Annotated in this window: 23 protein-coding genes; 11 read left to right on the forward strand and 12 right to left on the reverse strand. The window is 67.1% G+C overall.

The features are described from left to right. Positions 1-17: 17 nt before the first annotated feature. Together ACO06X_RS11170 and ACO06X_RS11175 are read left to right on the forward strand one after the other, a co-directional pair. The gene (locus tag ACO06X_RS11170) at positions 18-803 is read left to right on the forward strand and encodes a DsbA family protein (RefSeq protein WP_421836359.1); all 786 of its coding nucleotides are present in this window, start codon (positions 18-20) and stop codon (positions 801-803) included. After that, entirely contained in the window at positions 803-1,711 is a 909-nt protein-coding gene (locus tag ACO06X_RS11175) for a hypothetical protein (protein WP_421836360.1), read from the forward strand. Before ACO06X_RS11170 ends, ACO06X_RS11175 begins: the two co-directional genes overlap by 1 nt. Here ACO06X_RS11175 and ACO06X_RS11180 read toward each other — a convergent pair. Further along, positions 1,708-2,331, reverse strand: a complete 624-nt coding sequence (locus ACO06X_RS11180; protein WP_298172221.1) for an HD domain-containing protein — start codon at positions 2,329-2,331, stop codon at positions 1,708-1,710. The two genes, ACO06X_RS11175 and ACO06X_RS11180, sit on opposite strands and share 4 nt — an antisense overlap. Positions 2,332-2,480: 149 nt before the next feature. Between ACO06X_RS11180 and ACO06X_RS11185 the strand changes: the two genes are divergently transcribed. The 5 genes from ACO06X_RS11185 to ACO06X_RS11205 all read left to right on the forward strand — a co-directional run bounded on the left by ACO06X_RS11185 (position 2,481) and on the right by ACO06X_RS11205 (position 6,683). Next, positions 2,481-3,638: a sensor histidine kinase gene (locus tag ACO06X_RS11185; RefSeq protein ID WP_421836361.1), complete on the forward strand. Its 1,158-nt coding sequence runs from the start codon at positions 2,481-2,483 to the stop codon at positions 3,636-3,638. 3 nt (positions 3,639-3,641) lie between these two features. After that, entirely contained in the window at positions 3,642-4,439 is a 798-nt protein-coding gene (locus ACO06X_RS11190; RefSeq protein WP_298172216.1) for a LytR/AlgR family response regulator transcription factor, read from the forward strand. A gap of 186 nt (positions 4,440-4,625) precedes the next feature. Beyond that, positions 4,626-5,489 (forward strand): carboxylating nicotinate-nucleotide diphosphorylase, encoded by an 864-nt coding sequence (gene nadC / locus ACO06X_RS11195; RefSeq protein WP_421836362.1) that lies wholly within the window; start codon positions 4,626-4,628, stop codon positions 5,487-5,489. Between the two features lie 70 nt (positions 5,490-5,559). Next, a complete protein-coding gene (locus ACO06X_RS11200) occupies positions 5,560-5,988 on the forward strand; it encodes a hypothetical protein (protein ID WP_421836363.1) in 429 nt (142 codons plus the stop codon). Beyond that, the gene (locus tag ACO06X_RS11205; protein WP_421836364.1) at positions 5,988-6,683 is read left to right on the forward strand and encodes a ribonuclease T2; all 696 of its coding nucleotides are present in this window, start codon (positions 5,988-5,990) and stop codon (positions 6,681-6,683) included. The genes ACO06X_RS11200 and ACO06X_RS11205 overlap by 1 nt, the downstream gene beginning before the upstream one ends. Here the strand turns inward: ACO06X_RS11205 and ACO06X_RS11210 are convergent. Continuing rightward, a complete protein-coding gene (locus ACO06X_RS11210) occupies positions 6,680-7,135 on the reverse strand; it encodes a nucleoside deaminase (RefSeq protein ID WP_421836365.1) in 456 nt (151 codons plus the stop codon). The genes ACO06X_RS11205 and ACO06X_RS11210 overlap by 4 nt on opposite strands. 125 nt (positions 7,136-7,260) lie before the next feature. Here ACO06X_RS11210 and rpmB point away from each other — a divergent pair, with 125 nt between their 5' ends. Next, positions 7,261-7,545, forward strand: a complete 285-nt coding sequence (gene rpmB / locus ACO06X_RS11215) for a 50S ribosomal protein L28 (RefSeq protein ID WP_298172200.1) — start codon at positions 7,261-7,263, stop codon at positions 7,543-7,545. On the opposite strand, the gene ACO06X_RS11220 is transcribed toward rpmB, so the two are convergent. The 5 genes from ACO06X_RS11220 to ACO06X_RS11240 all read right to left on the reverse strand — a co-directional run bounded on the left by ACO06X_RS11220 (position 7,546) and on the right by ACO06X_RS11240 (position 13,009). Then, the gene (locus ACO06X_RS11220) at positions 7,546-8,571 is read right to left on the reverse strand and encodes an esterase-like activity of phytase family protein (RefSeq protein WP_421836366.1); all 1,026 of its coding nucleotides are present in this window, start codon (positions 8,569-8,571) and stop codon (positions 7,546-7,548) included. A gap of 42 nt (positions 8,572-8,613) precedes the next feature. After that, positions 8,614-9,102, reverse strand: a complete 489-nt coding sequence (gene msrB / locus ACO06X_RS11225) for a peptide-methionine (R)-S-oxide reductase MsrB (RefSeq protein WP_421836367.1) — start codon at positions 9,100-9,102, stop codon at positions 8,614-8,616. Positions 9,103-9,308: 206 nt separating this feature from the next. Continuing rightward, positions 9,309-10,643 (reverse strand): cytochrome P450, encoded by a 1,335-nt coding sequence (locus tag ACO06X_RS11230; protein WP_421836368.1) that lies wholly within the window; start codon positions 10,641-10,643, stop codon positions 9,309-9,311. Positions 10,644-10,754: 111 nt separating this feature from the next. Continuing rightward, on the reverse strand, positions 10,755-11,987 hold the full coding sequence (locus tag ACO06X_RS11235; protein WP_421836369.1) for an ABC transporter permease: 1,233 nt from the start codon (positions 11,985-11,987) through the stop codon (positions 10,755-10,757). Then, on the reverse strand, positions 11,987-13,009 hold the full coding sequence (locus tag ACO06X_RS11240) for an ABC transporter ATP-binding protein (RefSeq protein WP_421836370.1): 1,023 nt from the start codon (positions 13,007-13,009) through the stop codon (positions 11,987-11,989). Before ACO06X_RS11240 ends, ACO06X_RS11235 begins: the two co-directional genes overlap by 1 nt. 46 nt (positions 13,010-13,055) lie before the next feature. Between ACO06X_RS11240 and queG the strand changes: the two genes are divergently transcribed. Continuing rightward, on the forward strand, positions 13,056-14,123 hold the full coding sequence (gene queG, locus ACO06X_RS11245) for a tRNA epoxyqueuosine(34) reductase QueG (RefSeq protein ID WP_421836371.1): 1,068 nt from the start codon (positions 13,056-13,058) through the stop codon (positions 14,121-14,123). On the opposite strand, the gene ACO06X_RS11250 is transcribed toward queG, so the two are convergent. The 5 genes from ACO06X_RS11250 to ACO06X_RS11270 form a co-directional block, all read right to left on the reverse strand. Then, on the reverse strand, positions 14,107-15,345 hold the full coding sequence (locus ACO06X_RS11250) for an NAD(P)/FAD-dependent oxidoreductase (protein ID WP_421836372.1): 1,239 nt from the start codon (positions 15,343-15,345) through the stop codon (positions 14,107-14,109). The genes queG and ACO06X_RS11250 overlap by 17 nt on opposite strands. 90 nt (positions 15,346-15,435) lie before the next feature. Further along, positions 15,436-20,169, reverse strand: a complete 4,734-nt coding sequence (locus tag ACO06X_RS11255; protein ID WP_421836373.1) for an NAD-glutamate dehydrogenase — start codon at positions 20,167-20,169, stop codon at positions 15,436-15,438. 180 nt (positions 20,170-20,349) lie between these two features. Further along, positions 20,350-21,378, reverse strand: a complete 1,029-nt coding sequence (locus ACO06X_RS11260; RefSeq protein ID WP_421836374.1) for an LLM class flavin-dependent oxidoreductase — start codon at positions 21,376-21,378, stop codon at positions 20,350-20,352. Beyond that, the gene (locus tag ACO06X_RS11265; RefSeq protein ID WP_421836375.1) at positions 21,375-22,415 is read right to left on the reverse strand and encodes a tetratricopeptide repeat protein; all 1,041 of its coding nucleotides are present in this window, start codon (positions 22,413-22,415) and stop codon (positions 21,375-21,377) included. The genes ACO06X_RS11260 and ACO06X_RS11265 overlap by 4 nt, the downstream gene beginning before the upstream one ends. Before the next feature lie 10 nt (positions 22,416-22,425). After that, complete coding sequence (locus tag ACO06X_RS11270; protein WP_421836376.1) at positions 22,426-23,157, reverse strand: alpha/beta fold hydrolase; 732 nt, start codon at positions 23,155-23,157, stop codon at positions 22,426-22,428. Positions 23,158-23,318: 161 nt separating this feature from the next. Between ACO06X_RS11270 and thrS the strand changes: the two genes are divergently transcribed. Together thrS and ACO06X_RS11280 are read left to right on the forward strand one after the other, a co-directional pair. Further along, complete coding sequence (thrS, locus tag ACO06X_RS11275; RefSeq protein WP_421836377.1) at positions 23,319-25,313, forward strand: threonine--tRNA ligase; 1,995 nt, start codon at positions 23,319-23,321, stop codon at positions 25,311-25,313. Positions 25,314-25,357: 44 nt separating this feature from the next. Beyond that, a complete protein-coding gene (locus ACO06X_RS11280; RefSeq protein ID WP_421839891.1) occupies positions 25,358-26,056 on the forward strand; it encodes a sulfite exporter TauE/SafE family protein in 699 nt (232 codons plus the stop codon). The last annotated feature ends 58 nt before the right edge of the window (positions 26,057-26,114 follow it).

Consider the following 26,114-nt stretch of genomic DNA (forward strand, 5'->3'; position numbering starts at 1 on the left):
CAGCAGGAGTTTGGTTGATGCGTTTCAGTCCGTTTCTTGCCCTTGCGCTGGTGATCGGCGCAGCGGGTGCCGCCGGCGGGTGGTGGGCGATGCATGGCCACGGCGGCGAAGCGGCAGCGCCCGCGCAGGACACCAGGCTCGAAAGCCAGCTGGCCGAGGCCGGGATCGATGCCCGCCAGCGCGGCGCGATCGAGGCGCTGGTGCGCAGCTACATCCTCGAGCACCCCGAAGTGCTGCCCGAGGCGATGGAAAAGCTCCAGGCGCGCGAAGCCGAGGCGCGGCTCGCCCCCTTGCGCGGCGCGATCGAGACGCCGTTCCCCGGTGCGGTGCTCGGCAATCCGCAGGGCAAGGTCACACTGGTGGAATTCACCGACTTTGCCTGCACCTATTGCCGCAGCAGCTTGGCCGATGTCGAAGCGCTGGTGAAGGCCAACCCCGATCTGCGCGTGGTGGTTCGCGAGCTGCCGATCATCGCGCCTGAAAGCGAACCCGCCGCGCGCATGGGCCTCGCCGCTGCGGCGCAGGGCAAGTATCCGGCCTTCCACAAGGCGATGTTCTCTGGCGAGCGGCCAAGCAGCGCCAGCATCGCAGCAGCCGCGACTGTGGCCGGCGTGGACAGCGCCGCCGCGAATGCGTTCGCGCAAGCGCCCGGTGTGCATCAGGAGCTGGAGCGCAACCTTGGTTTTGCGCGCCAGCTTGGCATCAGCGGCACACCGGCATGGAGCGTGGGCGGCAAACTGATGACCGGCGCCGTGGGGCGCGAGGCACTGCAACAGGCGGTCAACGCGGCCCGCAAAGGCTGATGCGCGCCCGGCGTACGTTTCTGGCGGCAGCGCTCGCCTTCGCGGTGCCAGCCGCCGCGCAACCGGTTGATGATCTCCAGCAGGATGATGCGCAGGTCCAGACGATCGGCTGGCGGCTGAGCCACGCCAATGCGCCCTATTGCGCACGCGGCGCGCCTGGGATCGGCTTGCTGCTGGGCGACGTGCAGACCTTCGCCGATCCGGCTGTGGCGCGCGCGATCTATGGCCTCACCGGGGATATCGCGGTGGCAGCCGTGGCGGCGGGTGGCCCCGCAGAAGCGGCGGGCCTGGCCGCCAACGCGGTGGTGCTGGCAGTCGATGGCGAACCGATTGGCCCGGCGCCGCGCCAGGGTAGCTGGGACCGCGTCTGGGCGCTGCAATCGCGGCTGGAGCAGGCGGCGGCGCAAGGCGGCAAGGTTGCGCTCTCGCTGGACGGCGGCCGTGTGGTGACGGTGCCCGCCGTGCCATCGTGCGGGGTGCGCTTCATCCTCGATGATGCCAAGGACAATGCTGGCGCAACCCGCAGCCAGGTGCGCATCGGCCGCGAGGCGCTGGACCAGCTCGGCGGCAACGAAGCGATGATCGCGGCGGTGCTGGCGCACGAACTGGCCCACGCCGCACTCGATCACGAAACCCTGCTCGGACCGGGCAAGCGGCCCACCGCAGCCGTGCGCCGCACCGAGCGCGAGGCGGACCGGCTATCGGTGTGGATCATGGCGAATGCCGGCTACCCGCCGGAAGCCGCGCTCACGATGATCCGCCGCATCGGTCCGCGCGGCCTGCTGGTGATCCCTGGCGCGAGCCACGGCAAGGCCAGCACCCGCGCCCGCGAGATGGCCGCGGAGATCGCGGTGATGCGCGCTTCACCCGATACGAACTGGGCGCTGCGATTCCGCCGCGAGCCTTAGGCTGGAACGCCGGCCTTAGCAGCGGTCGTTTCCATCGCCTTTATCGACGTCTCGCTGCGCGGGCGGGCGAGAACCCGGCGCACCATCGGCTCGAAGAAATCGAGCGGGAGGGTGTCGTAGTCCGGATCGAACGCGCTCTGGTCATACTTGGCGCAGAATTCGGCGCAGGCATCGAAATGGGGATTGTCGCGGTGCTTCTCGCGCACGTTGCGATCAATGCCGAGGTAGTGGAAGTAGTAGTAGCCCTGGAACGCGCCGTGGTTGCGGCAGATCCAGTGCTCTTCCTCGCTCACGAAGGGCTGGAGGATCGCGGCGGCGATTTCGGGGTGATTGTATGAACCCAGCGTGTCGCCGATGTCATGCAGCAGCGCCATCACGACATAGCTTTCCGGGCGGCCATCGCGGTGCGCGCGGGTCGCGGTCTGCAGGCTGTGGGTAAGGCGGTCGATCGGGAAGCCGCCGAAATCACCATCGAGCAGCTTGAGGTGCGCCAGCACCCGATCGGGCAGGCCGGCCGCGAAACCGACATAGTCGCGCGCGATGATCGCCCAGTCTTCCTGCGTGCCTTCTTCCATCGAATGGAACTGCGCGCGTTCTTCGGAACTGCCGTGATGATCCATGGTTCTCTCCCGTTTTGCGGGAGAATACCCGCTTTACCCAGCCACGCAATGCCATTGGTTGGTTCCGCTCCCGCGGAATGCGGCACCAGTCCACGCCCCAGCCGCGCGCAAAAGTGGCGCGATGCCGAACTGTGGGCTACACACCGCGCATGGCAATGAAGCTGCCGCTGCGCCCCACGCCGTTCTTCGGCAACAAGAACCGCGCCTTCTGGCGTCTGCAAATGCTCGGCTGGGGCGGCGCGATGCTGCTGCGCGCGCTCTCCAGCCTCGCCAACGCGCAGCCGTGGTCGTTCCTGATCATCGTGCTGATCGCCACGATCACCGGCTTTTCGATCAGCCTCATCCTCTCGGTCATCTACCGCGCGCTGATCAACCGCGCGCCGCTGATCACCTGGGGCATCACCTCGGTCGTGCTCGCCATTGCGGTCGGGCTCTATGCCTTCATCGATTCGTGGGTGATCAGCCTCTACCGCTCGGGCGGCGATTCCGGTTTTGCGCAGCTGTTCCTCGGCGTGTTCTACCTCGATCTCACGCTGCTCGGTGCGTGGTCGGCGCTCTATTACGCGATCAACTTCTATGTGCAGGTGGAAGAGCAGAACGACCAGCTGATGCGGCTCGAAGCGCAGGCGACCTCCGCCCAACTTGCCATGCTGCGCTATCAGCTCAACCCGCACTTCCTGTTCAACACGCTCAATTCGATTTCGACGCTGGTGCTGCTCAAGCAGACCGAGCCCGCCAATGCGATGCTGAGCCGGCTTTCCTCGTTCCTGCGTTACACCCTGATAAACGAGCCGACCGGGCGCGTGACGGTGGCGCAGGAAGTCGAGACGCTGAAGCTCTACCTCGATATCGAGCGGATGCGCTTCGAGGAGCGCCTCGGCACCGAATTCCGCATCGACGATGAGGCCTCGCCCGCGCTGATGCCCTCGCTGCTGCTCCAGCCGCTGGTGGAAAACGCGATCAAGTATGGCGTCAGCCCGCTCGAGGAAGGGGCCACGATCACCATTGCGGCGCAACTCGTCGGCCCGGTGCTGCGTGTCACCGTGTCCGACACCGGCCCGGGCTTGCAACCGGGCACCGACCCCTCGACATTGTTTGGCGTGACCAGTTCTCAATCGGACTCCACGCGTGTCGGCCTCGCCAATATCCGCGACCGGCTCGCCCAGGCCTATGGCGAGAACCAGCGGTTCGAAATCGGCGAGCGGCCGGGTGGAGGCTTCATGGTGGTGATCGAACTGCCCTTCGAAGCGCGTGAGATAGCCCCCCATCAGCAGTCTGCCGCGCAGCTCGCGACACAGCAAAGGTAGCGCATGACCATTCGCACGATCCTCGTCGATGACGAAAAGCTCGCGATCCAGGGCCTCCAGCTGCGGCTTGAAGCCTTCCCCGATGTCGAGATCATCGACACCTGCTCCAACGGGCGCGAGGCGATCCGCAAGATCAAGACCGAGAAGCCCGATCTGGTGTTCTGCGATATCCAGATGCCCGGGTTCGACGGGTTCAGCGTGGTGAGCGGGGTGATCGAAATCGATCCGCCGCTGTTCGTCTTCGTCACCGCCTATTCCGAGCACGCGATCCGCGCGTTCGAGGCCAACGCGGTCGACTATCTCCTCAAGCCGGTGGAGCCGGCCCGCCTGGCCGACGCGCTCGACCGCGCGCGCACCCGCCTTGCTGAAAAGCGCGGGCTGGAAGAGGCGGAGAAATTGAAGACCGTGCTCGCCGAAGTCGCTCCCGATGCGATGGATTCGATGCCCGACGACAGCGAGCCTGCGGTCGGCCGATTCGAGAAGCTCATCAACATCAAGGACCGCGGCCAGATCTTCCGCGTCGATGTCGACACGATCGAGCGGATCGAGGCGGCGGGCGACTATATGTGCATCTACACCGGCGACAATTCGCTGATCCTGCGCGAGACGATGAAGGACCTCGAACGCCGACTCGATCCGCGCGTGTTCCAGCGCGTCCACCGCTCGAAGATCGTCAACCTCGACCGCGTGCGGCAAGTGAAGCCGCACACCAATGGCGAATGCTTCCTCGTGCTCGACTCGGGCTCGGAAGTGAAAGTCTCGCGCTCGTACCGCGATGTGGTGGCGCGGTTCGTGCATTGAGTGCAGGATTGCGCCGCAGGCTTTGAAGGGGTTTCTCGCAGAGACGCAGAGAAAGAAGGAAGGGCGCAGAGTTGGCGCGCTTCCCCTCTGCGGTCTCCTTCCCCTTTGCGTCTCTGCGAGAAACTGAGCGAAGCACCTTTGGTGCAGTATCTCGACACACCTTCGGCGCGTGGGTAAGCGCTTCACATGACCACCTTCACCCTCCCCGGCTTTGATCTCGATGCCTTCGTCGCCGCCACGCTGGCCGAGGATCTTGGGCAGGGTCTGCCCGGCGGCGGGCATGACGTGACCTCAGAGAGCGTGATTCCGGCGGAGGCGCGCTTTGCCGGGGTGATGGACAGCCGCGATTCCATCACGGTCTGCGGTCTGCCGATTGCTGCTGCCTTCTTCCGCGCGCTTGATCCGGCAATGGAGATCGAGGTGCTTGTCGCCGAAGGTGCGCAAGTCGCCCCCGGCTCGGCGCTGATGCGGCTGACCGGCTCGGCCCGCGCCATGCTCACCGCCGAGCGCAGCGCGCTCAACACCGTGCAGCACCTCTCGGGCGTTGCCACGCTCACGCGCCGCTATGTCGATGCGATGGGGGACACGCGCGCGAAGCTGCTCGATACGCGCAAGACCATTCCGGGCCTCAGGCACCTCGAGAAGTACGCCGTGCGCACCGGCGGCGGGGTGAACCACCGCATGGGCCTGTGGGACGCGGCGATGATCAAGGACAACCACGTGCTCGTCGCGGGGGGCGTGGCCGAAGCGGTGCGCCGTGCGCTTGCCGCCGGGGTGCGCGAGGTGATCTGCGAGGTTGATCATATCGACCAGATCGAGCCCGCGCTGGATGCAGGAGCCACCCGCCTGCTGCTCGACAACATGGGGCCGGACCTGCTGCGCGAGGCCGTTGCGCTCATTGCAGGCCGCGCGCCGTGCGAGGCATCGGGCGGCGTGCGCCTCGAAACCATCGGCGCAATCGCCGCCTCGGGTGTGGACTACGTCTCTGTGGGCCGCCTCACGCAAAGCGCGCCGGCAGCCGATATCGGGCTCGATTTCACGCCGCTTTGAACTGTCTCGCAATTGCCGCCTGCCCGCTGCATGCTAGTCTGGCCGCACAGCGTTCACGGGGGCCCGCGCATTGAGACCGCAGTCGATCATCCGCTTCGAACAGTTCTACCTCGGTGGCACTGCAATCAGCCTGCTGACCCAGTTGCTCAATGCCGTCGGGCTGCTCGGCTTCAACAGCACTGACGGCATGAGCCCTTTCGCGCTGCTGATCCTGATGGCGTTCGGCTATGGGCTGACGTTCCTGTTCTGGTATCTGATCGCGCGCCGGGCCAGCAACATCGCGAAATGGCTTCTCGTGGTCATCACCCTGCTCGGCATGATCGGCACCGTCCCCTTGCTGGCGATGATGTTCTCGTCCTCTCCTCTCGAAGCCTTGCTGACCACGCTGGTGACGCTGCTGCAATTTGTCGCGGTGGTGTTCCTGTTCCGGCGCGATGCCGCCGATTGGCTGCGCAGCAAGGGGCAGAACCAGATGGTCGACGTGTCCACCTTCAACTGATGCGCGTGATCGCTCTTGCGGCGCTGGCCCTCGCGCTTCCCGCTGCGGCGCAGGCCGAGGTTCCGCAATGCCGCCTGCCGCCGCAGTTGGCCGCGCCTGCCCTGCCGGTGCCGGATGGCCCCCGCCGGGTGCTGCCGATCGCGGGCTACACCCTCGCGCTCAGCTGGTCGCCGGAATACTGCCGCAGCCGCGCGCGCGATCCGCGTGCCGCCTACCAGTGCGGCGGCGAACTGGGGCGCTTCGGCTTCATCCTCCACGGCCTGTGGCCCGAGGCCACGCCGGGCATGTGGCCGCAATGGTGCGAGGCCGCGCCGCTCTCCGCCGAAACGGTGCGCCGCAACTTGTGCATGACCCCCTCGCCCGGCCTCCTTGCGCACGAATGGGCCAAGCACGGCGCCTGCATGGCGGGCAGGCCGGAGGGCTACTTCAAGGCGGGCGCCGCCCTGCTGCGTTCGCTGCGCTATCCCGACATGATGCGCCTCTCGCGCCGCCCCGGCCTCACCGCCGGAGACCTGCGCACCGCGTTTCGCGCCGCCACCCCGTTCCTGCCCGCCGCCGCGATCCGCGTGAAGGCGAATGCGCGCGGCTGGCTGGAAGAAGTTCACGTCTGCTACGGCAAGGACTTCCTGCCTGCACCCTGCGCTGACCGGGGTGCCGGGGATGCCGCCCCGCTGAAGATCTGGCGCGGCAGCTAGCGCCGCTCGCGGAAGAAGCCTCGCAGCAGTTCCGCAGCTTCCGTCTCGCCGATGCCCGAATAGACCTCCGGCCGGTGCAGGCAGCCCGGCGCGTCGAACACCTTCGCGCCGTGCTCCACCGCCCCGCCCTTGGGGTCGCTCGCTGCGTAGTAAACCCGGTCCAGCCGGGCGTGGACGATCGCGCCCGCACACATCGCGCAGGGCTCCAGCGTAACCCACAAGTCGCAGCCTGTGAGCCGCGCCTGCCCCAGCGCCGCGGCGGCGGCGCGAATCGCCATGACTTCGGCATGGGCGGTGGGATCATGGTCTACGCGCGGCGTATTGTGCGCAGCGGCGATCACCACGCCGTCCTTGACGATCACCGCCCCGATGGGCACTTCGCCCGCCTCTGCCGCCTGTGCCGCGGCTTCCAGCGCCAAGCGCATGGGTTCGGGAAGGGGCCAGCGAGTCATGCCGGCGGGGCTAGCGCGGGTGGGGCTGCAAGCGCAACGTGCGAATCCTTGACTTTGCCCCCCGGATCGGCAAAAGCGCGCCCTTCCCGATCCATGATCGTTCAAATCCAAGCGAGTTTTCAGCCATGTCGCGCATCTGCGAACTGACCGGTAAGGGCCGCCAGGTCGGCCACAACGTGAGCCACGCCAACAACAAGACCAAGCGTCTGTTCCTGCCCAACCTGCAGAACGTCACGCTCATGTCGGAGAAGCTCGATCGCAGCTTCAAGTTCCGCGTCTCGACCCACGGCCTGCGCTCGGTGGAGCACAACGGCGGGCTCGACAACTGGCTTCTCAAGCAGTCGGACACCAAGCTCAGCCCGCGCGCGCTCAAGGTGAAGCGCGAGCTGGCCAAGGCGACTGCCGCCTGATCAATCCGCCGGGCGGCCAGCTGCCGCCCGCGCTGAACGGGCCGGGGTCTGACGGACTTCCGGCCCGATTCGCAGCTTGAGCAGTAGCGTTCGCTGCGCCCAGACCATTTCGTTGCTGTCCGAGATCAGCCAGATCGCCTGGCTGCCATCGGCTTCGCGTGTCACGGTCATCCCCTCATAGTTATCGCGGATGCGCGGATCATCGATCCGGGCGAGCACCTGCGGCGTCACCACAGCGCCGGGGCGGACATCCTGCGGGGCAAACACCACGATGACCGAGCGGAAGCCGAGGAGGCCGAAATGGCGCCCCAGCACGAGCAGCCGGCCATCCGGCATCTGCGCCAGTTCGCTCGGCCGGTAACCGTCCGGCATGATGAGCACAAATCGCGCCGGGTCCTCGGAAGGCCGGGGCGTACCCGGAAAGATCAGAGCCGGATGCCGGGTCCGGTCAAGCCAGCGGGAGTAGGTCTCGCCAATGATCAGGGTGCGCCCGTCGGCAAGGCGCGTCATCGCCTCGGCGCCCTGGTTCTCCGGCCATTCTGCCAGCGCTGGCAGCGGGATTGCCTCGTGCCGCGCAAGATCCGGGCTGAAGCGCTGCAGCATCGGCTTGTCCTCGTAGCCGACGACGAGATCGCCACTCGCCGGCTCCACAAAGACCGATTCCGCATCGGTGGCATAGCGGTGCTTGCGCCATTCGAGATGGATCAGACGATCGAGGTGCGCGTGCCCAGCCCCCGCCCTGTCAGGCCGCGTGAACCAGAGCACGCCGCCCCGGTCGCCCACGGCCACGAAGCCATCGTCCGTCCCGGCCAGCCCCGATAGCGTGCCAAGGCTGCGCGCACGCCCCTTGATCTGCCAGACGCCTGCCAGCTGCAATGCACCCATCTGCGGCAGATCGCTGCGCAGCGTGGGCATCAGATCGGCGAGATGGACCGCCGGATCGCTGGAGGGTTCCGGCTTCGGCGCCCGCAACCAGGTGGCCGGCACAAGCGCGAGGATCAGCAGGGCGAGTTTGAACGCGCGCATTGCGGCGGCGTTGCCACAGCGCACCACCAAAGGGTAGCGCCTTCAGGCCGGCACGAATTTCAGCGCATCACCATTGATGCAATAGCGCTTGCCCGTGGGCGGTGGGCCATCATCGAACACGTGGCCGAGGTGGCCGCCACAGCGCGTGCAATGCACTTCGGTACGGGTCGTGCCGAACGAGGTATCGACCGACGTGGCGATGCCGCCTTTGATCGGGGTCCAGAAGCTGGGCCAGCCGGTGCCACTGTCGAACTTGGTCGAGGAGGCGAACACGGCATTGCCGTCAGCCGCACAAGTGAAAGTGCCCTTGCGATGCTCCCGCAGCAGTGCCGAAGTGAACGGCCGCTCGGTCCCTTCCTCGCGCAGGATATAGTACTGCGCGGGCGTGAGGATCTTGCGCCACTCCGCTTCGGTGTGGCGCAGTGGGAAGGTTCCCTTGCGCGTCGCGGCGGCGGGCGCCCCGCAGGCTGCGGCTGCCATGGCCGCCGTGGCAGTGAGGAAGGCGAGGAAATTGCGGCGCGAAGGTTTCATGACAGCGGGTTCGGGGGAATGAGTCATTCCGTTACATTCCCTGCCATGCCGAGCCGATCAAGAGGACCGTTCGGGTGGGGCCAATCGGATGGGGAGATGTCCCGCCGGGTGGGCTGGGGAGGGGGGCGGGTAAGCCCACCGGCGGGACGCCACCCTCCTAGCCATGGCTACCTGAACCGAATCTGACCGAATCGGATAGGCAAAGCTCAACGCTTCTCGAGCACGACTTCCAGCTTGCGGAAGCCATGGACGAAGTTGGCGCGGACGCGCTTCACATCGCCGGAAACGCGCGCACGCATTCCCCGCTCGTGCATTTCCTCAAGCAGCACGCGCAGCTGCAGTTCGGCCAAGCGGGCACCGACGCAGCGGTGGATACCGTGGCCGAAGGCGAGGTGGCGGCGCGCATTGGGGCGATCGACGATCAGCTTGTCGGGGTTCTCGAACACGGTTTCGTCGCGATTGGCCGAAAGGTACCACATCACGACCTTGTCGCCGGCTTTGATCTGCTGCCCGAACAGTTCGTTGTCCGCCGTGCAGGTGCGGCGCATGTGCGCCAGCGGGGTCACGAAACGGAGGCATTCCTGCACCGCATTGGGGATCAGCGAAGGATTACCTTCGAGCAGCGCGCGCTGATCAGGGAACTGGTCGAGCGCATGGACGATGCCCGACATCGTGTTGCGCGTGGTGTCGTTGCCGCCGACGATCAGCAGCACGAGATTGCCCATGAATTCCTGAGGACTCATTTTCGACATCGCGGGCGAATGGATCATCATCGAGATAAGGTCCGGGCTGGGCGCCTTGCCCATCCGGTCCATCCACAGGCGGCTGAAGTAGTGCGCCATTTCCTGGAGTATGCCGAAGCGCGTATCGGCCAGATCCTGCGCCAGTGTCAGTTCGACATCGCCCGCCCAGTCCGACCAGAAGGTCAAGAGGCGGCGGTCCTTCCACGGGAAGCCGAACAGGATCGCCAGCATGCCGGTGGTGAGCTCGATCGAGACCTTGTCCACCCAGTCGAACTTCTCGCCCCAGGGCAGGCTGTCGAGCACTTCGCTGGTGCGCTGGCGGATCTCCGCTTCCATGCGGACGATCTCACCCGGCGTGAAGGCCGGGGCGACAGTGCGGCGCTGGCCGGTGTGATCGGGCCGGTCCATCGCGATGAACATCGGCAACTGGCGCTCGGCGAGCTTGACCGGATCGATATCCTCCGGCGGATCGCCGATGGTGATCCCGCCGTGCTGCCACGACGAGGAAAACAGCTCGGGCAGCGATTCGACGTGCTGGATCGCCTTGTGGGTCGTGACGTTCCAGTAATCGCCATAGGGCGTGCCGGTCACCTTGTTGATCGGTGCCTCACGCCGCATTTCAGCGAAGATCGGGCCCCAGCGGTCCTCGACATAGATATCGGAGCGGCTGACATCCCACTTGTGGGTGTGATGCGGCGCGGCCTGCGGATTGGCGGCGAGCCATTCCTCGAACATTTCGTTCGCGGTGGGAGAGTTCCGATATGTGAACGGCGCTTCGGGCGCGAGCTGGGTGGCCATGGCTATCCTTCCGATGCGGACGGCCCGTGCGCGCGAACCACCCTTCATGCGGTGGATACTATCCTTGCAACCTACATGGATGTCAATAAGCTATCGATGTGGGATTGAAGCTTAGCGCGCCTGTGCTCCCACCGGACGGCGGAACCAGCCCCGACGCCCCCGCGCCGGGCCTGATTTCATCACCGTCCGGCGGAACAGCTGCGCCCCCACGCGGATGATCACGCCGACCCACACCGCCTGATAGACAAGGGCAATGAGATGCGGCCAGAGCACGGGCGACTGCGCCGCCTGCGCCAGCATCGCGAAGGGCGAGCTGACCGGGAAGACCTGGCTCGCCGTCTCGATCCAGGTGCCGGGACGCGCCAGTGCATAGCTTGCGAAGAAGAACACCATGAGCTGCATCATCGTGACCGGCATCGAAAGCGTCTGCACTTCACGCACCGTAGTCGCCATGCCGCCGATCGAGAGGAACAGCGAGCCGAGCAGCAGGTAGGCCATCGCGAAGTAGAGGAAGCCGAGCACGCAGAACAGCGGCCAGCCGACAGCCGGCGTCGCCAGCAGCGGGATCGACTTCATGCCGCCGAGCATCAGCAAACCATAGACCGAACCCCAGACCGCGATGCCGACAAGGCTGACCGCGAGCATCGCGAAGAGCTTGCCGAGGAACAGCGCGTCCATCGGGATCGAGGCGGCGAGCACTTCGATGATCTTGTTGGCCTTTTCCTCGACAAGGTTGGAGAGAACCATGCCCGCCAGCAGCATCGTGAGGAGGAACAGCAGCACCTGGCCCGCTTGCGCCGTCACCGCGAGATCGACGTGCTGCTTGGCCGCGGTGGTGGCGATCTTGTCCTCGGTCACCTCCGGAAAGGTGCGCGGACCGCCGGAGCCGGCTTCTGCCGCGATCAGCGCGATCTGGCCGCGCCACTGATCGACGCGCTCGGAGCTGCCGGTCAGTACCGGCTTGTCGAGCGTTCCTGTCACGACGGCGGCAAGCTGCGGTGCACCCTTCACGCCCTTGCTGGCAAGCACGGTGCGCGCATCGAAGGTCTCACCCGGGGCGAGCCGCGCCAGCACGGTGTATTCAGGCACGAAGCCCGCCATCTTCGGCGCAAGGCTGCCACGCGCGGCGACGAGGGAGTCGCCCTGTTGCGCGGGCATCGCGACGCCGATCACCGGATTGTCGATATCGCGCGAGACCTGCGAGCCCACCGCCGCCGCCATCGCGCCGATGAATACCGGGAACAGCGGGCCGATCAGGAAGAAGATGAACGTCTTGGAGAAGATCACCGCGCAGAAATCGCGGCGCATGATCACCCACGCGGCGGCAAGATGATTGCGGAGCATCAGCGGCGACCCTTCTTTTCAGCGGCTTTTTCGGCCGATTCCAGCGCGGATTCCTCCAGCGCGCGGGCTGCTGCCTCGCCGGCAATGGAGACAAAAGCATCGTGCAGGCCCGGCCGCTCGATGGAGAGGCTGAGGATGCCGGCATCGCCTTCGATCAGCGCGCGCAGCAGCGGCTCGACCCCGCTTTCAGGCAGAGTGAAGAACCAGAAACGGCCTTCGTGGCGCGCATCGGCGGGCAGCGCAGCGCGCCATGGCCCATCCTGCACGCGGGTTTCGAGGCGCACTTGCGGACGCAGACGGTCACGCGCGGCATCGACTGGCCCGGCGAAGGGCACTTTGCCGCCCGCGATGATGGCAATCTGGTCGCAGAGCCGTTCGGCGTGTGCGATGACGTGGGTGGAGAAGATCACCGTCGTGCCGCGTTCGGCAAGGCTGCGGATCATCCGCTCGAGCTTGCCCTGGTTGAGCGCGTCGAGACCCGAAAAGGGCTCGTCGAACACCACCAGATCAGGCTCATGTACCAGCGTGCCGAGCAGCTGGACCTGCTGTGCCATACCCTTGGAGAGCTGCCGGATCTGGCGGTCCGCCGCATAGCCAAGGCCGTGCTGTTCGAGCAACTCGCGCCCCCGGCGGCGGCCTTCCTTAAGCGGCACGCCGCGCAGTGCGGCGAGGAACGCGATGGCTTCGGTCGCCTTCATCGCCGGATAGAGCCCGCGCTCTTCCGGCAGATAGCCGATGCGGCGCGCGACTTCGGTCGGGCGCTCATGGCCCAGCACGCGGCGATAGCCCGAATCGGGATCGATGATGCCGAGCAGCATGCGCAGCGTCGTCGTCTTGCCCGCACCATTGGGGCCAAGGATGCCGTAGATCGCGCCGCGCGGCACCGAAATGTCGACGCCGTCGACCGCAGTGAAGCCGTCAAAGCGCTTCACGAGGCCGCGCGCCTCGATAGCAAGTTCGGCAGAAGGAACGTTGTCCAGCACGGGCGTCCCGGTAAAGGAGGCAAAGGGTTCGATCTTCATGGTCTAGGCCGTTAACCGTAAGCAATGAACGAGGGGCGCAGCAAGTATGGTTAACAGCGCGGAAACCATGCTCGTCTCGCGGATCAAGGCCGAAGCGACCCGGCTCGGCTTCGCCGCCTGCGGGATTGCGCCTGCCACCGACGATCCGCTGCGCGCCGCACGGCTGGAGGCGTGGCTGGCAGGCGGCAACCATGGCTCGATGGAGTGGATGGAAACCCGGCTCGAGCATCGGCGCGGCCCGCAATCGCTGTGGCCCGCGGCGCAGAGCGTGATCGCGCTGGGCATGAGCTATGCCCCCGCCGCCGATCCGCTGGCGCTGGCCGATGCGAAGGACCGCGCGCGGATTTCGGTCTATGCCCAAGGGGCGGACTATCACGATGTGGTGAAGCGCGCGCTGAAGGCCCTTGCGCGCTGGCTCGTGGCCGAAGTGCCGGGGGCGGAGGTCAAGGTCTTCGTCGATACTGCGCCGGTCATGGAAAAGCCGCTGGGCGAGGCGGCGGGGATCGGCTGGCAGGGCAAGCACACGAACCTCGTCAGCCGCAGCCACGGCTCATGGCTGTTCCTCGGCGCGATCTACACGACGCTGGCGCTGGAGCCGGATGCGCCGCACGCCGACCGCTGCGGCTCCTGCACCGCCTGCCAGACCGCGTGCCCCACGCGGGCCTTCCCGGCGCCCTACCGGCTCGATGCGCGGCGCTGCATTTCCTACCTCACGATCGAGCACAAGGGGCCGATCCCGGAGGAATTCCGCGCTGCGATGGGCAACCGCATCTATGGCTGCGACGATTGCCTTGCGGTCTGCCCGTGGAACAGCTTCGCCAGCACGGCGGCGACCAACAAGGCCTTCCTGCCGCGCGCCGAACTGGCGGCACCGCGCCTTGCCGAACTGCTCGCGCTCGATGACGCGGGCTTTCGCGCGCTCTTCGCCGGTTCTCCGATCAAGCGGATCGGGCGGGACCGGTTCGTGCGCAATTGCCTCTATGCGGCGGGGAACAGCGGCACTGCGGCGCTAGTGGCCCCGGTGCAACGCCTGCTCGCCGATCCTGACCCCGCCGTGGCCGATGCCGCCAGCTGGGCGCTGGACCGGCTCTCCGAGGCTATGCCAGTTCCTTGAGCGGCGTGCCCGCGTCCGCCAGCTTCTCGGGCGCGATCACCGCGCCGGTTTCGACGAGCTTGCGGCCCTGCACGTAGTCCTTGATCATGTTGACGCAATCGAGCGCGACGACCTTGCCCGCCTTCAAGTAGATCACCGAGAAGCTGCGCGTCGCGGGATCGCCGCGCGTGACGACGGCATCGTGCCCGGTCGAAAGGCCGACGGTCTGGAGCTTGAGGTCATACTGGTTCGACCAGAACCACGGCACCGCGTGGTAGGTGGCCTCCACCCCGCAGATCGTCTTCGCTGCGACGGTTGCCATGTCATTGGCGTTCTGCACCGATTCGAGGCGGATCACCGCCCCGCCGGCAAAGGCGTTGGCATGCGCGGCGCAATCGCCGATCGCATAGACGTCCGGCAGCGAGGTGCGGCACTGGCCATCGACCGTCACGCCATTGGCGCCTTCCGCGCCCGCCGCGCGCAGCGGCTCGACGCAAGGGATGATGCCGATGCCCACGATCACCAGATCGGCGGGCAGCACGGTGCCGTCCGCCAGCTTCACGCCGGTAACCTTGCCGCCCTCACCCACCAGGCAATCGACCATGACGCCCGTGCGCAGATCGACGCCGTGGGCGCGGTGATCAGCCTCATAGAACGACGAGAGCGCCTCACCCGCCACGCGCGCCAGCACGCGCGGCAGGGCTTCGAGCAGGGTAACGTTGCAATCGAGCTTGGTCAGCACCGCCGCCGCTTCGAGCCCGATATAGCCGCCGCCGATCACGACTGCGCGCTTCGCTCCGGCATCGAGTTCGCCCATCAGGCGATCGACATCCTCGCGCGTGCGCACGGCATGAACACCGGCGAAATCGTGGCCTTCGCACGTCAGCTTGCGCGGATCGCCGCCCGCCGCCCAGATCATGTGGCCATAAGCGAGCGTGCGCCCATCACTCAGCGTCGCCACATGCGCGGCGGGATCGAGCGCGGTCACTTCGGTGCCGAGCAGCATGGTGACCGCCTTGTCCGCCCAGAACGCTTCGGGTCGGATCATGATGCGATCAAAGGTCTTTTCGCGCGCGAGGTATTCCTTGGAGAGCGGCGGCCGCTCGTAGGGCAGCTCGGGTTCGCGCCCAACCACGAGGATCGTGCCGGCAAACCCGTTCTGCCGCAGCGCGATTCCCGTCTGCGCCCCGCCATGGCCCGCGCCGACAATCACCACATCGGCCGTCAGATCCGTCTCGCTCATGCCCGCACTCCTTTTCGTGAGCGCGGATTTGGCGAAAAGTCGCGGCAGGTCAACTAGCCGAAAGCAGATTGTCCGCCCCGGCCCAGCACATCACCGCGCCAGCAAGGTTCGTGCCTGGCTTGCAAGCTGCGCCAGCATCGCCGGAGCAACCCCCGTCGTTGCCTGCGCCCGGCCCGTCAGTGCGCGGAAATTGCGCACCGGGGCGGCGTGAGCCTCCAACCACTGCGCCACCGCCGCGCCCGGATCCTGCCCGGCGGCGCGGGCGAGGAAATCGAGGCGCATCTGCTGGAAATCGCGCGCAAGGCCCGCGACGAGCAGGCGCTCCCACGGATCGGAGGGGCTCATCCGGCTGGCCGCCTGCTGCGCCCAATCGAGCCCGAGCGCAGCGCCGAGCGCCGAAAACGCTGCCGTCAGCGACGCCGGATCGATTGCGCGCGAGGCGGCCAACTGAGCAAGCCCGATGGCCCCGTCCATATCGACAAGGTGCGCGACGCGCTGCGCGACTTGGGGCGGAACGCCCAGATCGGTGAGTTCGGCGAGCAGCCGCCGCGCTTGCACTATGGCCTCGCCCTGCAGCAGTTCACCGGTGGACGCGGCGAGCTGCGAAACGCCCGGGGACAGCTGATCGATCAGCTTGCCGGGTTCGAGCGATCCGCGCCCGGCGCGCAGGACATCGGCGATATGGCCGCGCAGCACTTCGGCCACGCGGGCATAGAGCGACAGGCGCACCTGTTCGGGCATCGCGTCGCCGTCCGGCCCATCGAGCAGGGCCCAGATCCCCTTGAGATCGAGCAGCTTCGCCGCCGCCACGAAGGCCGACGCGACTTGCGCCAGGCTGCAGCCCTCTTCCTCAACCAGTTCGAAGGGATGAACGGGGCCAAGATCGTTGACGATCCTGTTGGCGAGCTTGGTCGCGATCAGTTCGCGGCGCAGGCGGTGGGTGCGGATATCCTCGGCGAAGGTCTCCCGCATCTGCGGCGGGAAAGCGGCGAAGAGATCGGCCTCCAGCACCGGATCATCGACGACCGGGCTGTCCTCCAGCGCGCGCTGCAGCACCAGCTTGGAGCTGGAAAGCAGCACCGCAAGTTCGGGCCGGGTAAAGCCGTGCCCGCCCGCTGCGCGGCGCAACATGTCTTCGCTGCTGGCAAGGCCCTCGGTCTTGCGATCAAGATCGCCGCCTTCCTCCAGTACATCGACCAGCCGCGCATAAGCCGGGGCCGCACCCGGTCCGCCGCGCTCGGCAATCGAGAGCGCGAGGGCCTGCAGGCGGTTGTCCTCCAACACGAGGTGCGAAACATCGTCGGTCATCGCCGTGAGCAGCGCGACGCGGCCCGGCTCGTCGAGCCGCCCGGCGCGCTTGGCCGAGGCGAGCGCGATCTTGATGTTGACCTCGTTGTCCGAGCAATCGACGCCCGCCGAATTGTCGATGAAGTCGGTGTTGATACGCCCGCCCCGGCCGGTCGCGCCGACCAGCGCATACTCGATTCGGCCTGCCTGCGTGGTGCCGAGATTGGCGCCCTCGCCGATCACCCGCGCCCGAACCTCCTCGCCGTTGATACGCAAGGCATCGTTGGCCGGATCACCCACCGCGACGTTGTTCTCGGCGGACGACTTCACATAAGTGCCGATGCCGCCGAACCAGAGAAGATCGACCGGTGCCTTGAGGATCGCGGTGATCAGGGCTTCGGGATCGAGCTCCGCTACCTCCAGCCCAAGCAGCGCGCGGATCTCGTCTGTCAGCGGTATCTGCTTCATCGTGCGCGGGAAAACCCCGCCGCCCTGCGAGATCAGCGACTTGTCGTAATCGTCCCAGCTGGAACGCGGCAGCGCGAACATGCGCGATCGTTCGGCCCAGCTCGCCGCCGGATCGGGCGCGGGATCAAGGAAAATGTGCCGGTGATCGAACGCGGCGACGACCTTGAGCGCCTTGGACAGCAGCATGCCGTTGCCGAACACGTCGCCCGACATGTCACCGCAGCCCGCCACCGTGATCGGCTGGGTCTGCACATCGACGCCCAGTTCACGGAAATGCCGCTGCACCGAAAGCCACGCCCCGCGCGCGGTGATGCCCATGGCCTTGTGGTCATAGCCCTTGGACCCGCCACTCGCGAAGGCATCGTCGAGCCAGAAGCCCTTGGACTCGGCAATCGCATTGGCGATGTCGGAGAACGTCGCGGTGCCCTTGTCCGCCGCCACGACGAAATAGGGGTCCTCGCCGTCGTGGATGATCACGCCCGCCGGGTGGACCACCTTGCCATCGACGATGTTGTCGGTGACGGACAGCAGCGTGCGGATGAACACTTCATAGCTCGCGCGCCCCTCGGCCAGCCATGCCTCGCGCGCGCGGACCGGATCGGGCAGCTGCTTGGGATAGAACCCGCCCTTCGCGCCGGTCGGCACGATCACGGCGTTCTTCACGCGCTGCGCCTTCATCAGGCCAAGCACTTCGGTGCGGAAATCATCGCGCCGGTCGGACCAGCGCAGGCCTCCGCGCGCGACCGGCCCGGCGCGAAGGTGAATGCCCTCGACGCGGGGGCTGTAGACGAAGATTTCCCGCCACGGCACCGGCCGGGGGAGGCCCGGCACCAATGCCGAATCGATCTTGAACGCAAGCGCCTCGTTCGCTGCCGGGCTGAACGCATTGGTGCGCAAGATCGCCTCGGCGAGCGCGCGGAACTGGCGCAGCAGGCGGTCGTCGTTGATCGCGGCGACTCCGGCGAGCCCGGTGCGGATCTGCTCGGCAAAGCCGGCCTCGGCCTCGGCGCGGTCTTCCGCGAAGGCCGGATCGTGGCGCGCGAGGAACAGGCCGATCAGTCCGCGCGTCACCGTGGGCGCGCTGCGCAGCGCATCGACCGCAGTGGCGATGGAGAAGGTCATCCCCGCCTGGCGCAAGTAGCGATACCAGGCGCGCATCCAGTTCGCCCCGCGCGCGGAGAGCCCGGCAGTCACGATCAAGCGGTTGAAGAGGTCATCCTCCGCCCCGCCGTTGAGCACGGCGGCGAGCGATTCCTCGATCACCTCACCGCGCGCGAGCAGCGCCTCGGCCTCGATCCCTTCAGGCAGCGCGACGAGGAAATCATGGATGAAGCCCAGCCGCCCCTTGTCGAGCGCGGTCGGCACTTCCTCGAGCACGCGGAAGCCGAAGTTTTCGAGCACCGGCACCGCGTCCGACAGGACGATGGCGCCTTCGCGCTGGTAGAGCTTGAGGCGCAGGCCTTCCTCACCCGGCAGGCGGTGGAGCCGCACCGCGCGGCGCGGCGCGCCCGCCCCGGTCCCGCTTGGCGGCGTCAGCGCGCGCAGCACGCGGATATCGCCTGCCGCTTCGGCCGGGCCATAGATGCTGCGATAACCGATCGGAAATGCCTCGGCATAGCGCGCGGCGATTGCGGCGGCGCGGGCCGGGTCCTCGCCCTTCGCAAGCTCAGCTTCCACCGCAGCACCCCAGCCGCGCACCATGGTCTGCAGCGCCGCGTCGAGCGCGGCTTCATCGGGCAGCGCGGCACCGTCGCGGATATCGATCACGAAGCGCATCAGCGCGAGCGTGCTGCCCTCGACCGAAAGGCTCCAATCGAGGATCGGCGCGTCAGTCGAGGCTTCCAGCATGGCCTGCACGCGGTGGCGCAGTTCGGTCGACTGCACATCGCGCGGCAGCCAGACAAAGGCGAACAAGTGGCGCGCAAGCGGCGCGGCTACCAGCGCGAGGCGGGGGCGCGGCCGATCGATCAGCGTCATCATCGTCGTTGCGACGCGTTCGAGATCGGTCTCGTCGAAGCTGATGAGGATATCGTGCGGCAGCGCGGTGAGCGCGTGCGCCAGCGCCTTGCCGGCATGGCCATTGGGGGCAAAACCGAACTTCACCATCAGCGCATCGAGCTGGCTGCGCATGCGCGGAATGCGGTCGGGCGTGGCGGCCAGCGCCGCACTGGTCCAGACGCCCGCATGGACCGAAAGCGCAACGACCTTGCCGCCTTCGAGCACCGGCACGATGAACAGATCGAGCGGCACGCGGCGGTGCACCCGCGCGATGCGGTTGGCCTTGACGATCAGGGGGGCACGCGGAACTTCGGTTCCGCGATCGCCCAGCCGGTCGAACCACGCAAAGGCGCGGTCGTAGCTCGCCTTCGCCAGCAGCGGCGCATCGCTGGCGCGGCAGATACCGAGCTGCTCGCCATGCGTCCCGTCTCGGTGCTGAACGACATGGCCGAGCTGGGTGAGCATCCCGTCCGCCAGCCAGCGCAGCAGCGCGGCGCCTTCCTGATCGGGCAGGGTGCGCGCATCTTCCTGCATCGCCGCCTGCATGCGCGGCCAATCGGCGACGGCAGCGTGAACATCGGCCAGCGTGGCTTGCAGCGCGGCGAGCAGTTCGCGGCGTTCACGCGCATCAACGCGCTCGGTCTCGAGATAGACCATCGATTCGCGGCGTTCGCCATGCGCCTCGCCTTCGGGCAGGCCGAGCAGCTTGCCGTCCGGATCGCGCCGCACGGCAACCACGGGATGCACCAGACGATCGATGGCAAGGCCTTGCGCCGAAATCGCGGCTGCGATCGAATCGACGAGGAACGGCATGTCATCGTTGATCACCGCGATGCGCAGATAGCGTGCGCCGCCGGCCGCGCCAGCTTGCCCGCCGATGCTTTCGATGGCGATGGCGGGTTCCGCTCCGGTGCGCTTGGCAGCAGCGCTCAGCGTAAAGCGCGCTGCGCCCGCCAGCCGCTCCGCCTCGAACTCGGCCGCCTCTGCGGGCAACAGCGACGCTGCAAAACGGGAAGCGAGCGCCTGCGACAGAATCGCATCGGCGCCGGAATCGGCGGTCTTCGTAGCCATGGTCGCTCCTGCATCCCGGCGCTGTCACCCCGCCTGAACGAAGCCCTGCGGAAGCGCGCCTTCATCTCGGTATGAGCGCGTAATTTTATGTCACACTCATGAACAAATCATGCGTAGCCTACTCCGGCATCGGCGCAGAGGCAAGCGGGAGGAGCCTTAAGTTTTTGCGCGCCAGCACTGTCACGCGGCGACGGCCACCTCGGGCTTCAAGGCTTCCATTGTCAGCGCAAGGCTGCGGTGGCGCAGCGCCGGATCGAACGTGGAGCCCGAAACGATCAGCTCGTCCGCCCCGGTCCGCGCCTGAAACGCTGCGATCCGCTCGCGCACCGTCTTGACGCTGCCGATGGCGCTGACTTGTCGCATGTGATCGAGCATGCCGAGCGAGGCGGGATGCAGGCTTTCGCGGTAGCCCGGCACCGGCGGTGGCAGCTTGCCCGGCGATCCGGTGCGCAGCCGCACGAAGGATTGGTCCATCGACGAAGCCAGCAGCACGGCCTCCTCGTCGGTATCCGCTGCAATCACATTGATGGCGGCCATCACGTAGGGCTCAGCCAGCCGCGTCGAAGGCTCAAACCGTTCGCGGTACAGCTTGAGCGCCGCATCGAGATGATCGGGCGCGAAGTGCGAGGCGAAGGCATAAGGCAGCCCCAGCATCGCGGCGAGCTGCGCGCCGAACAGGCTGGAGCCGAGGATCCACATTTCCGGATTGGCACCGAGGCCCGGCGTTGCCTGAAGCGGCAGACGCGGATCACCGGCGAAGAGCAATTGCAGCTCGACCACATCGTTAGGGAAGCTTTCCGCCGCTGTGTGAATGTCCTTGTGCAGCGCGCGCAGGATGCGCTGGTCCGCCCCCGGCGCGCGGCCGAGCCCAAGGTCAATCCGCCCCGGAAACAGCGCATCGAGCGCACCGAACTGCTCGGCAATCACCAGCGGGTTGTGGTTGGGCAGCATGATCCCGCCCGCACCCAGCCGGATGCGGCTTGTCGCGTTGCCGACATGCGCGAGCACGACCGAGACCGCCGCCCCGGCGATGCCTTCCATGCCGTGGTGCTCGGCCACCCAGAAGCGGTTGTAACCGAGGTCCTCCGCCGTGCGGGCAAGTGCCGCGGCTTCGGCCAGCGCTTCGCCCACGGCGCCGCCTTCGCGCACCGGGACGAGATCGAGGACGGACAGCTTGAGGTTCGCCAGATTGCCGTGCGGGGGGCTCATCGCGAGGTCTCCGGTGGAGCGGCAGGGGATGCTGCCGGACTCGATGTAGGTGCTGGCCCGATCTGGTCAAGATAACCCTTTGCGGTCGCTGCCTCGGCGCTGTCCGGCGCGAGCGCGACGACCGATTGCCATGACTTGCGCGCGGCATCCTCGCGGCCATCGAGCATGGCGATCACACCTGCCTCGAGCCCGATCGGCGCTCCCAGCGGATCGCCGTGCGCGGCAAGGCTCGCGGCCACCTCGATATCGCGCTGCGCCCGCTCCAGATCCTTGCCCCTCCGCGCCAGAGTGGCGGAAAGCAGCCAGCCTTCGGGATCATTGGGCGCCAGCCGGTGCGCTTCCTGCAGCGCGCCGCTCGCCTCCGGCAAGCGGCTCAGTGCGACGAGCGCGCGCGCGCGGCCGATCTGCACGGCGCCGCGAACCGCATTGTCCTCCGCGCTGGGGGCGCTGGCGGGCAAGGGCGAAAGCGCCTTGTCATACCAGGAGAGTGCGGTTTCGGCACGGCCTCCTGCCAGCGCCGCGTTGCCCGCCATGGTCTGCAGCGCAGCGGCTGCGGCGGGATCAGTGGCGGGCACCTGCCCGGCGCTTTCGATGAAGGCCGCTTCGGCACCGGCGGAATCGCCCTGCTGCAGCAGCAACTGGCCGAGGCACTGCGCGGCGGCGCCGTGTGCCGTGTCGGGCGTGGCAGCCTTGCTCGCTTCGGCAAGCCACGCGCGCGCGGCAGCGATGCCGGAGGTCAGATCCTTGTCACCTGCCGCAAGGCAAAGCGTGTAGCGTGTCAGCCTCGGCGCGGATGCCTGCACTGGCGCGGCGGGAATGCCGGTCTGGGTCGCGGGGGGCGTTTCACCGGGGACCGGCGGCGGCACTTCGGTCACGCGCTTGCGGCGCGGGATCGGCAGCGGTGAGGGTTCGTACTGTCGCGGGTTGGGGCCGATCTGATGCCAGACGTCCGGCGCCGCCTGCACTGGCAGCAGGGGTTCGGCGACGAGTGAGCCGGAGAGCAGGCCGGGGAGCAGGGCAGAAAGCAGGATGAGCATCAACGGTCCTTCAGGCCTCGCCCAGCGTGTTCAGCTGGCCAAGCAGCACGGCAATATCCGACCGGCGTGAGAGGCGGTGGTCCCCGTCCTTGATCAGATGGACCTGCACATCGGCTGAACGCAGCGCAGCGGCGAGCCGGATCGAAATGTCCCACGGCACATCGCGGTCCGCCTGCCCGTGGATCAGCCGCACCGGCCCATCGAACGCGATACTGCGCGCCAGCAGCAGGCATTCCTGCCCCGCCGCCCAGAACTTCGCATACGTGGGCGTCGGCTCCGGGCCATAGGGATTGTCCTCATAGACCGTCTCGCCGCGCGCAAACACGGCCTTCTGGGCTGCATCGAAGCCCCATTCGGAAAAATCGGGCGCGGGGGCGAGGCCGACAAGCGCGGCGACGCGGTTTCCAAGCGCCTCGGCCAGCATGAGCATCAGCCAGCCGCCCATGCTGGACCCGACGAGGATCATGCTTTCGATGGCCAGCGCGTCCAGCAGCGCGATCACCTCATCGCGCCACAGCGGCAGCGACTTCTCCGCAAAGTCGCCCTCGCTCTGGCCGAGGCCGGTATAGTCGAGCAGCAGGCAGGCTCGCCCCTTTGCCTCGGCATAGGCGATCACCGCCTGCGCCTTGCCCCCGCTCATATCGGACATGTAGCCGGGCAGGAACACGATGACGGGGCCTGTACCGGGCGCGAAACGATAGGCCATGCGTTCGCCCGAAGGCAGCGTGAAGTGCTGGATCATGCCGCCCTTGTGCCAGCGCCAGCCGAGAGGTCAAACGCTCACAATCACTATTGCCGAAAGCGCGCCGGTTTCTGGTCCCTTCCGGCGAAGGCCGGTTTCTGCCCCCTTCCGGCGAAGGCCGGTTTCTGCCAAAGCGCCCTTGATTATCAGCGAGAGCGTCCATGTCCGAAATGTTCAAGATCACCCTGCCCGACGGTTCCGTGCGCGAAGTCGCGCCCGGCACCACTCCGGCAGACATTGCCGCTGCAATCGGCCCGGGCCTTGCCAAGGCCGCGATTGGCGCGCGCGTGGATGGTGAACTGTTCGACATCACCCGCCCCTTCGAAGGCGATGCCGCGCTCGCACTCGTCACCGCGCGCGACGAGGCCGATGCGCTCGAACTCGTACGCCATGATTATGCCCACGTGCTGGCCGAAGCCGTGCAGGCGCTGTTCCCCGGCACGCAGATCACCTTCGGCCCGAGCACCGACGACGGCTTCTACTACGACTTCGCACCAAAGGACCGCGCCTTCACCGAGGACGACCTTCCGGCGATCGAGGAAGCGATGCGCAAGATCATCGCGGCGGACAAACCGCTTCGCCGCGAAGTGTGGAGCCGCGAGCAGCTGATCAGCCGCTGGCTGCAGCAGGGCGAAAGCTTCAAGGCCGAATGGGCCGCCGAACTTCCCAAGGAAGAGGAACTGACGGTCTACTGGTCGGGCGATGACTGGCTCGACATGTGCCGCGGGCCGCACCTTGCCTCCACCGGCAAGCTCGATCCGCAGGCCTTCAAGCTCACGCGGGTCTCGGGTGCCTACTGGCGCGGCGATCAGGCCAATGCGATGCTCAGCCGCGTCTACGGGACCGGCTGGCTCAACAAGAAGCAGCTCGATGCGCACCTCATGCGGCTGGAAGAAGCCGCCAAGCGCGATCACCGCAAGCTGGGTGCGGAGATGGACTTGTTCCATCTCCAGCAGGAAGCGCACGGCAGCGTGTTCTGGCACCCCAAGGGTTACCGCATCTGGCGCGAGCTGGAGGCCTATATGCGCCGCGCCATCGACGGCGCCGGCTACCGCGAGGTCAAGACCCCGCAGGTGATGGACGCGCGCCAGTGGGAGCAGTCCGGCCATTGGGGCAAGTACCGCGAGAACATGTTCGTCATCCCCGACGAAGTGCCGAACACCGAGGACGAAGGCCCGGTGATCAGCGGCGAGGCCGACTGGATGGCGCTCAAGCCGATGAACTGCCCGGCGCACGTGCTCATCTTCCGGCAGGGCCTCAAGTCCTACCGCGAGCTGCCCCTGCGCCTCTACGAAAACGGCTGCTGCCACCGCAACGAGCCGCACGGCGCGCTCCACGGGCTGATGCGCGTGCGCCAGTTCACGCAGGACGACGCGCATATCTTCTGCCGCGAGGACCAGATCGTCTCCGAAGTGCGCGCCTTCTGCGAACTGGCGGACCGTATCTACAAGGACTTCGGCTTCACCTATTCGATCAAGCTCGCGCTGCGCCCCGAAAAGCGCTTCGGCACTGAAGAAATGTGGGACATGGCCGAGACCGAGCTGCGCAATGCAGTGGTCGAAGCCGGTCTCGCCACGCCGGAATACGGCTGGGAAGAACTCCCCGGCGAAGGCGCATTCTATGCGCCGAAGCTCGAATGGCACCTGACCGACGCGATCGGCCGCACCTGGCAGGTCGGCACGATCCAGTCAGACCGCGTGCTGCCGGATCGGCTCGATGCCGCCTATGTCGGTGAAGATGGCGAAAAGCACCGCCCGGTGATGCTCCACCGCGCGATCTTTGGTTCCTACGAACGCTTCATCGGCATCCTGATCGAGCACTTTGCCGGCCGCCTGCCTGCATGGCTCGCCCCGGTGCAGGCCGTGGTCGCCACCATCGTCTCCGACGCTGACGACTATGCGCTCGCCGCCACCGAGCAGTTGCGCGCCGCCGGGATCCGCGTGGAATCCGATCTGCGCAACGAGAAGATCAACTACAAGGTGCGCGAGCACTCCTTGCAGAAGGTCCCCTACCTGCTGGTGGTCGGCAAGCGCGAAGCGGAGGAAGGCACTGTCGCCATCCGCACGCTGGGCGAACAGCACCAGAAGGTGGTGCCGCTGGCGGAGGCCATCGCGCTGCTCAAGGCTGAAACCACCGCGCCGGACCTGCGCAACTGATCGCACTGCTCGACCTGCCGATCCTCTCGCTGGCCCTCTGCGCGCTGGCGGCGTTCATTGCTGCCTTCGTGCGCGGCCTTGCGGGCTTTGGCATGGCGATCCTGCTGGTGCCGCTGATCGCGCTTGTTATCCGCCCGGGCGAAGCAGTGGTGGTCTCCAATATACTCGGCCTGCTGATCGGCCTCGTCGGCGCGCGCAAGGTGTGGAACGTGGGCGAGAAGAGTGCCGGCATGATCGGCGGCCTCGCCATGCTGATGACCCCGCTGGGCCTGCTTGCGCTGTTCGCGACGCCGCCTGCACTTGCCCGCGTCCTGATTGCAGTCGTGGCCATCGGCGCTTTCGTGATGGTCCTTCTGCCCGCAAAGCCCGGCCACGCCCCCGGCAACCTCGAAACCGGGCTGACCGGCGCGGCGGCGGGCCTTCTCACCGGATTCGCCGGAATGCCCGGCCCGCCCGTGGTGCCCTACTATCTCCGCCGCCCGATCCCGCGCGAGGTGGCGCGCGCATCGATGCTCACCGTGTTTTTGCTGACCTCCGCTGCGAGCACCACGGCCGCCCTCGCGCTGGGGCTCGCCTCGTGGCGCGATGCACTCTTCGCGCTGCTGCTGTTCGCTCCGGTGCTGGCCGGCAATCACCTCGGTTCGCTCGCCTTCGGCAAAGTCAGCGATCCCGTCTGGCGCACCTTTGTCGGTTTCCTGCTGGCGGCATCCGCGCTGATGGCCGTCCTGCGCCTGCTCAGCTGATCTGCCTGGCGCGCGGAGCGCCATGGGTAACGCCAAATAAACCCTCTCCGGTCCATAG

It is taken from the genome of Novosphingobium sp., assembly GCF_965229225.1.
Classification (GTDB): Bacteria; Pseudomonadota; Alphaproteobacteria; order Sphingomonadales; family Sphingomonadaceae; genus Novosphingobium.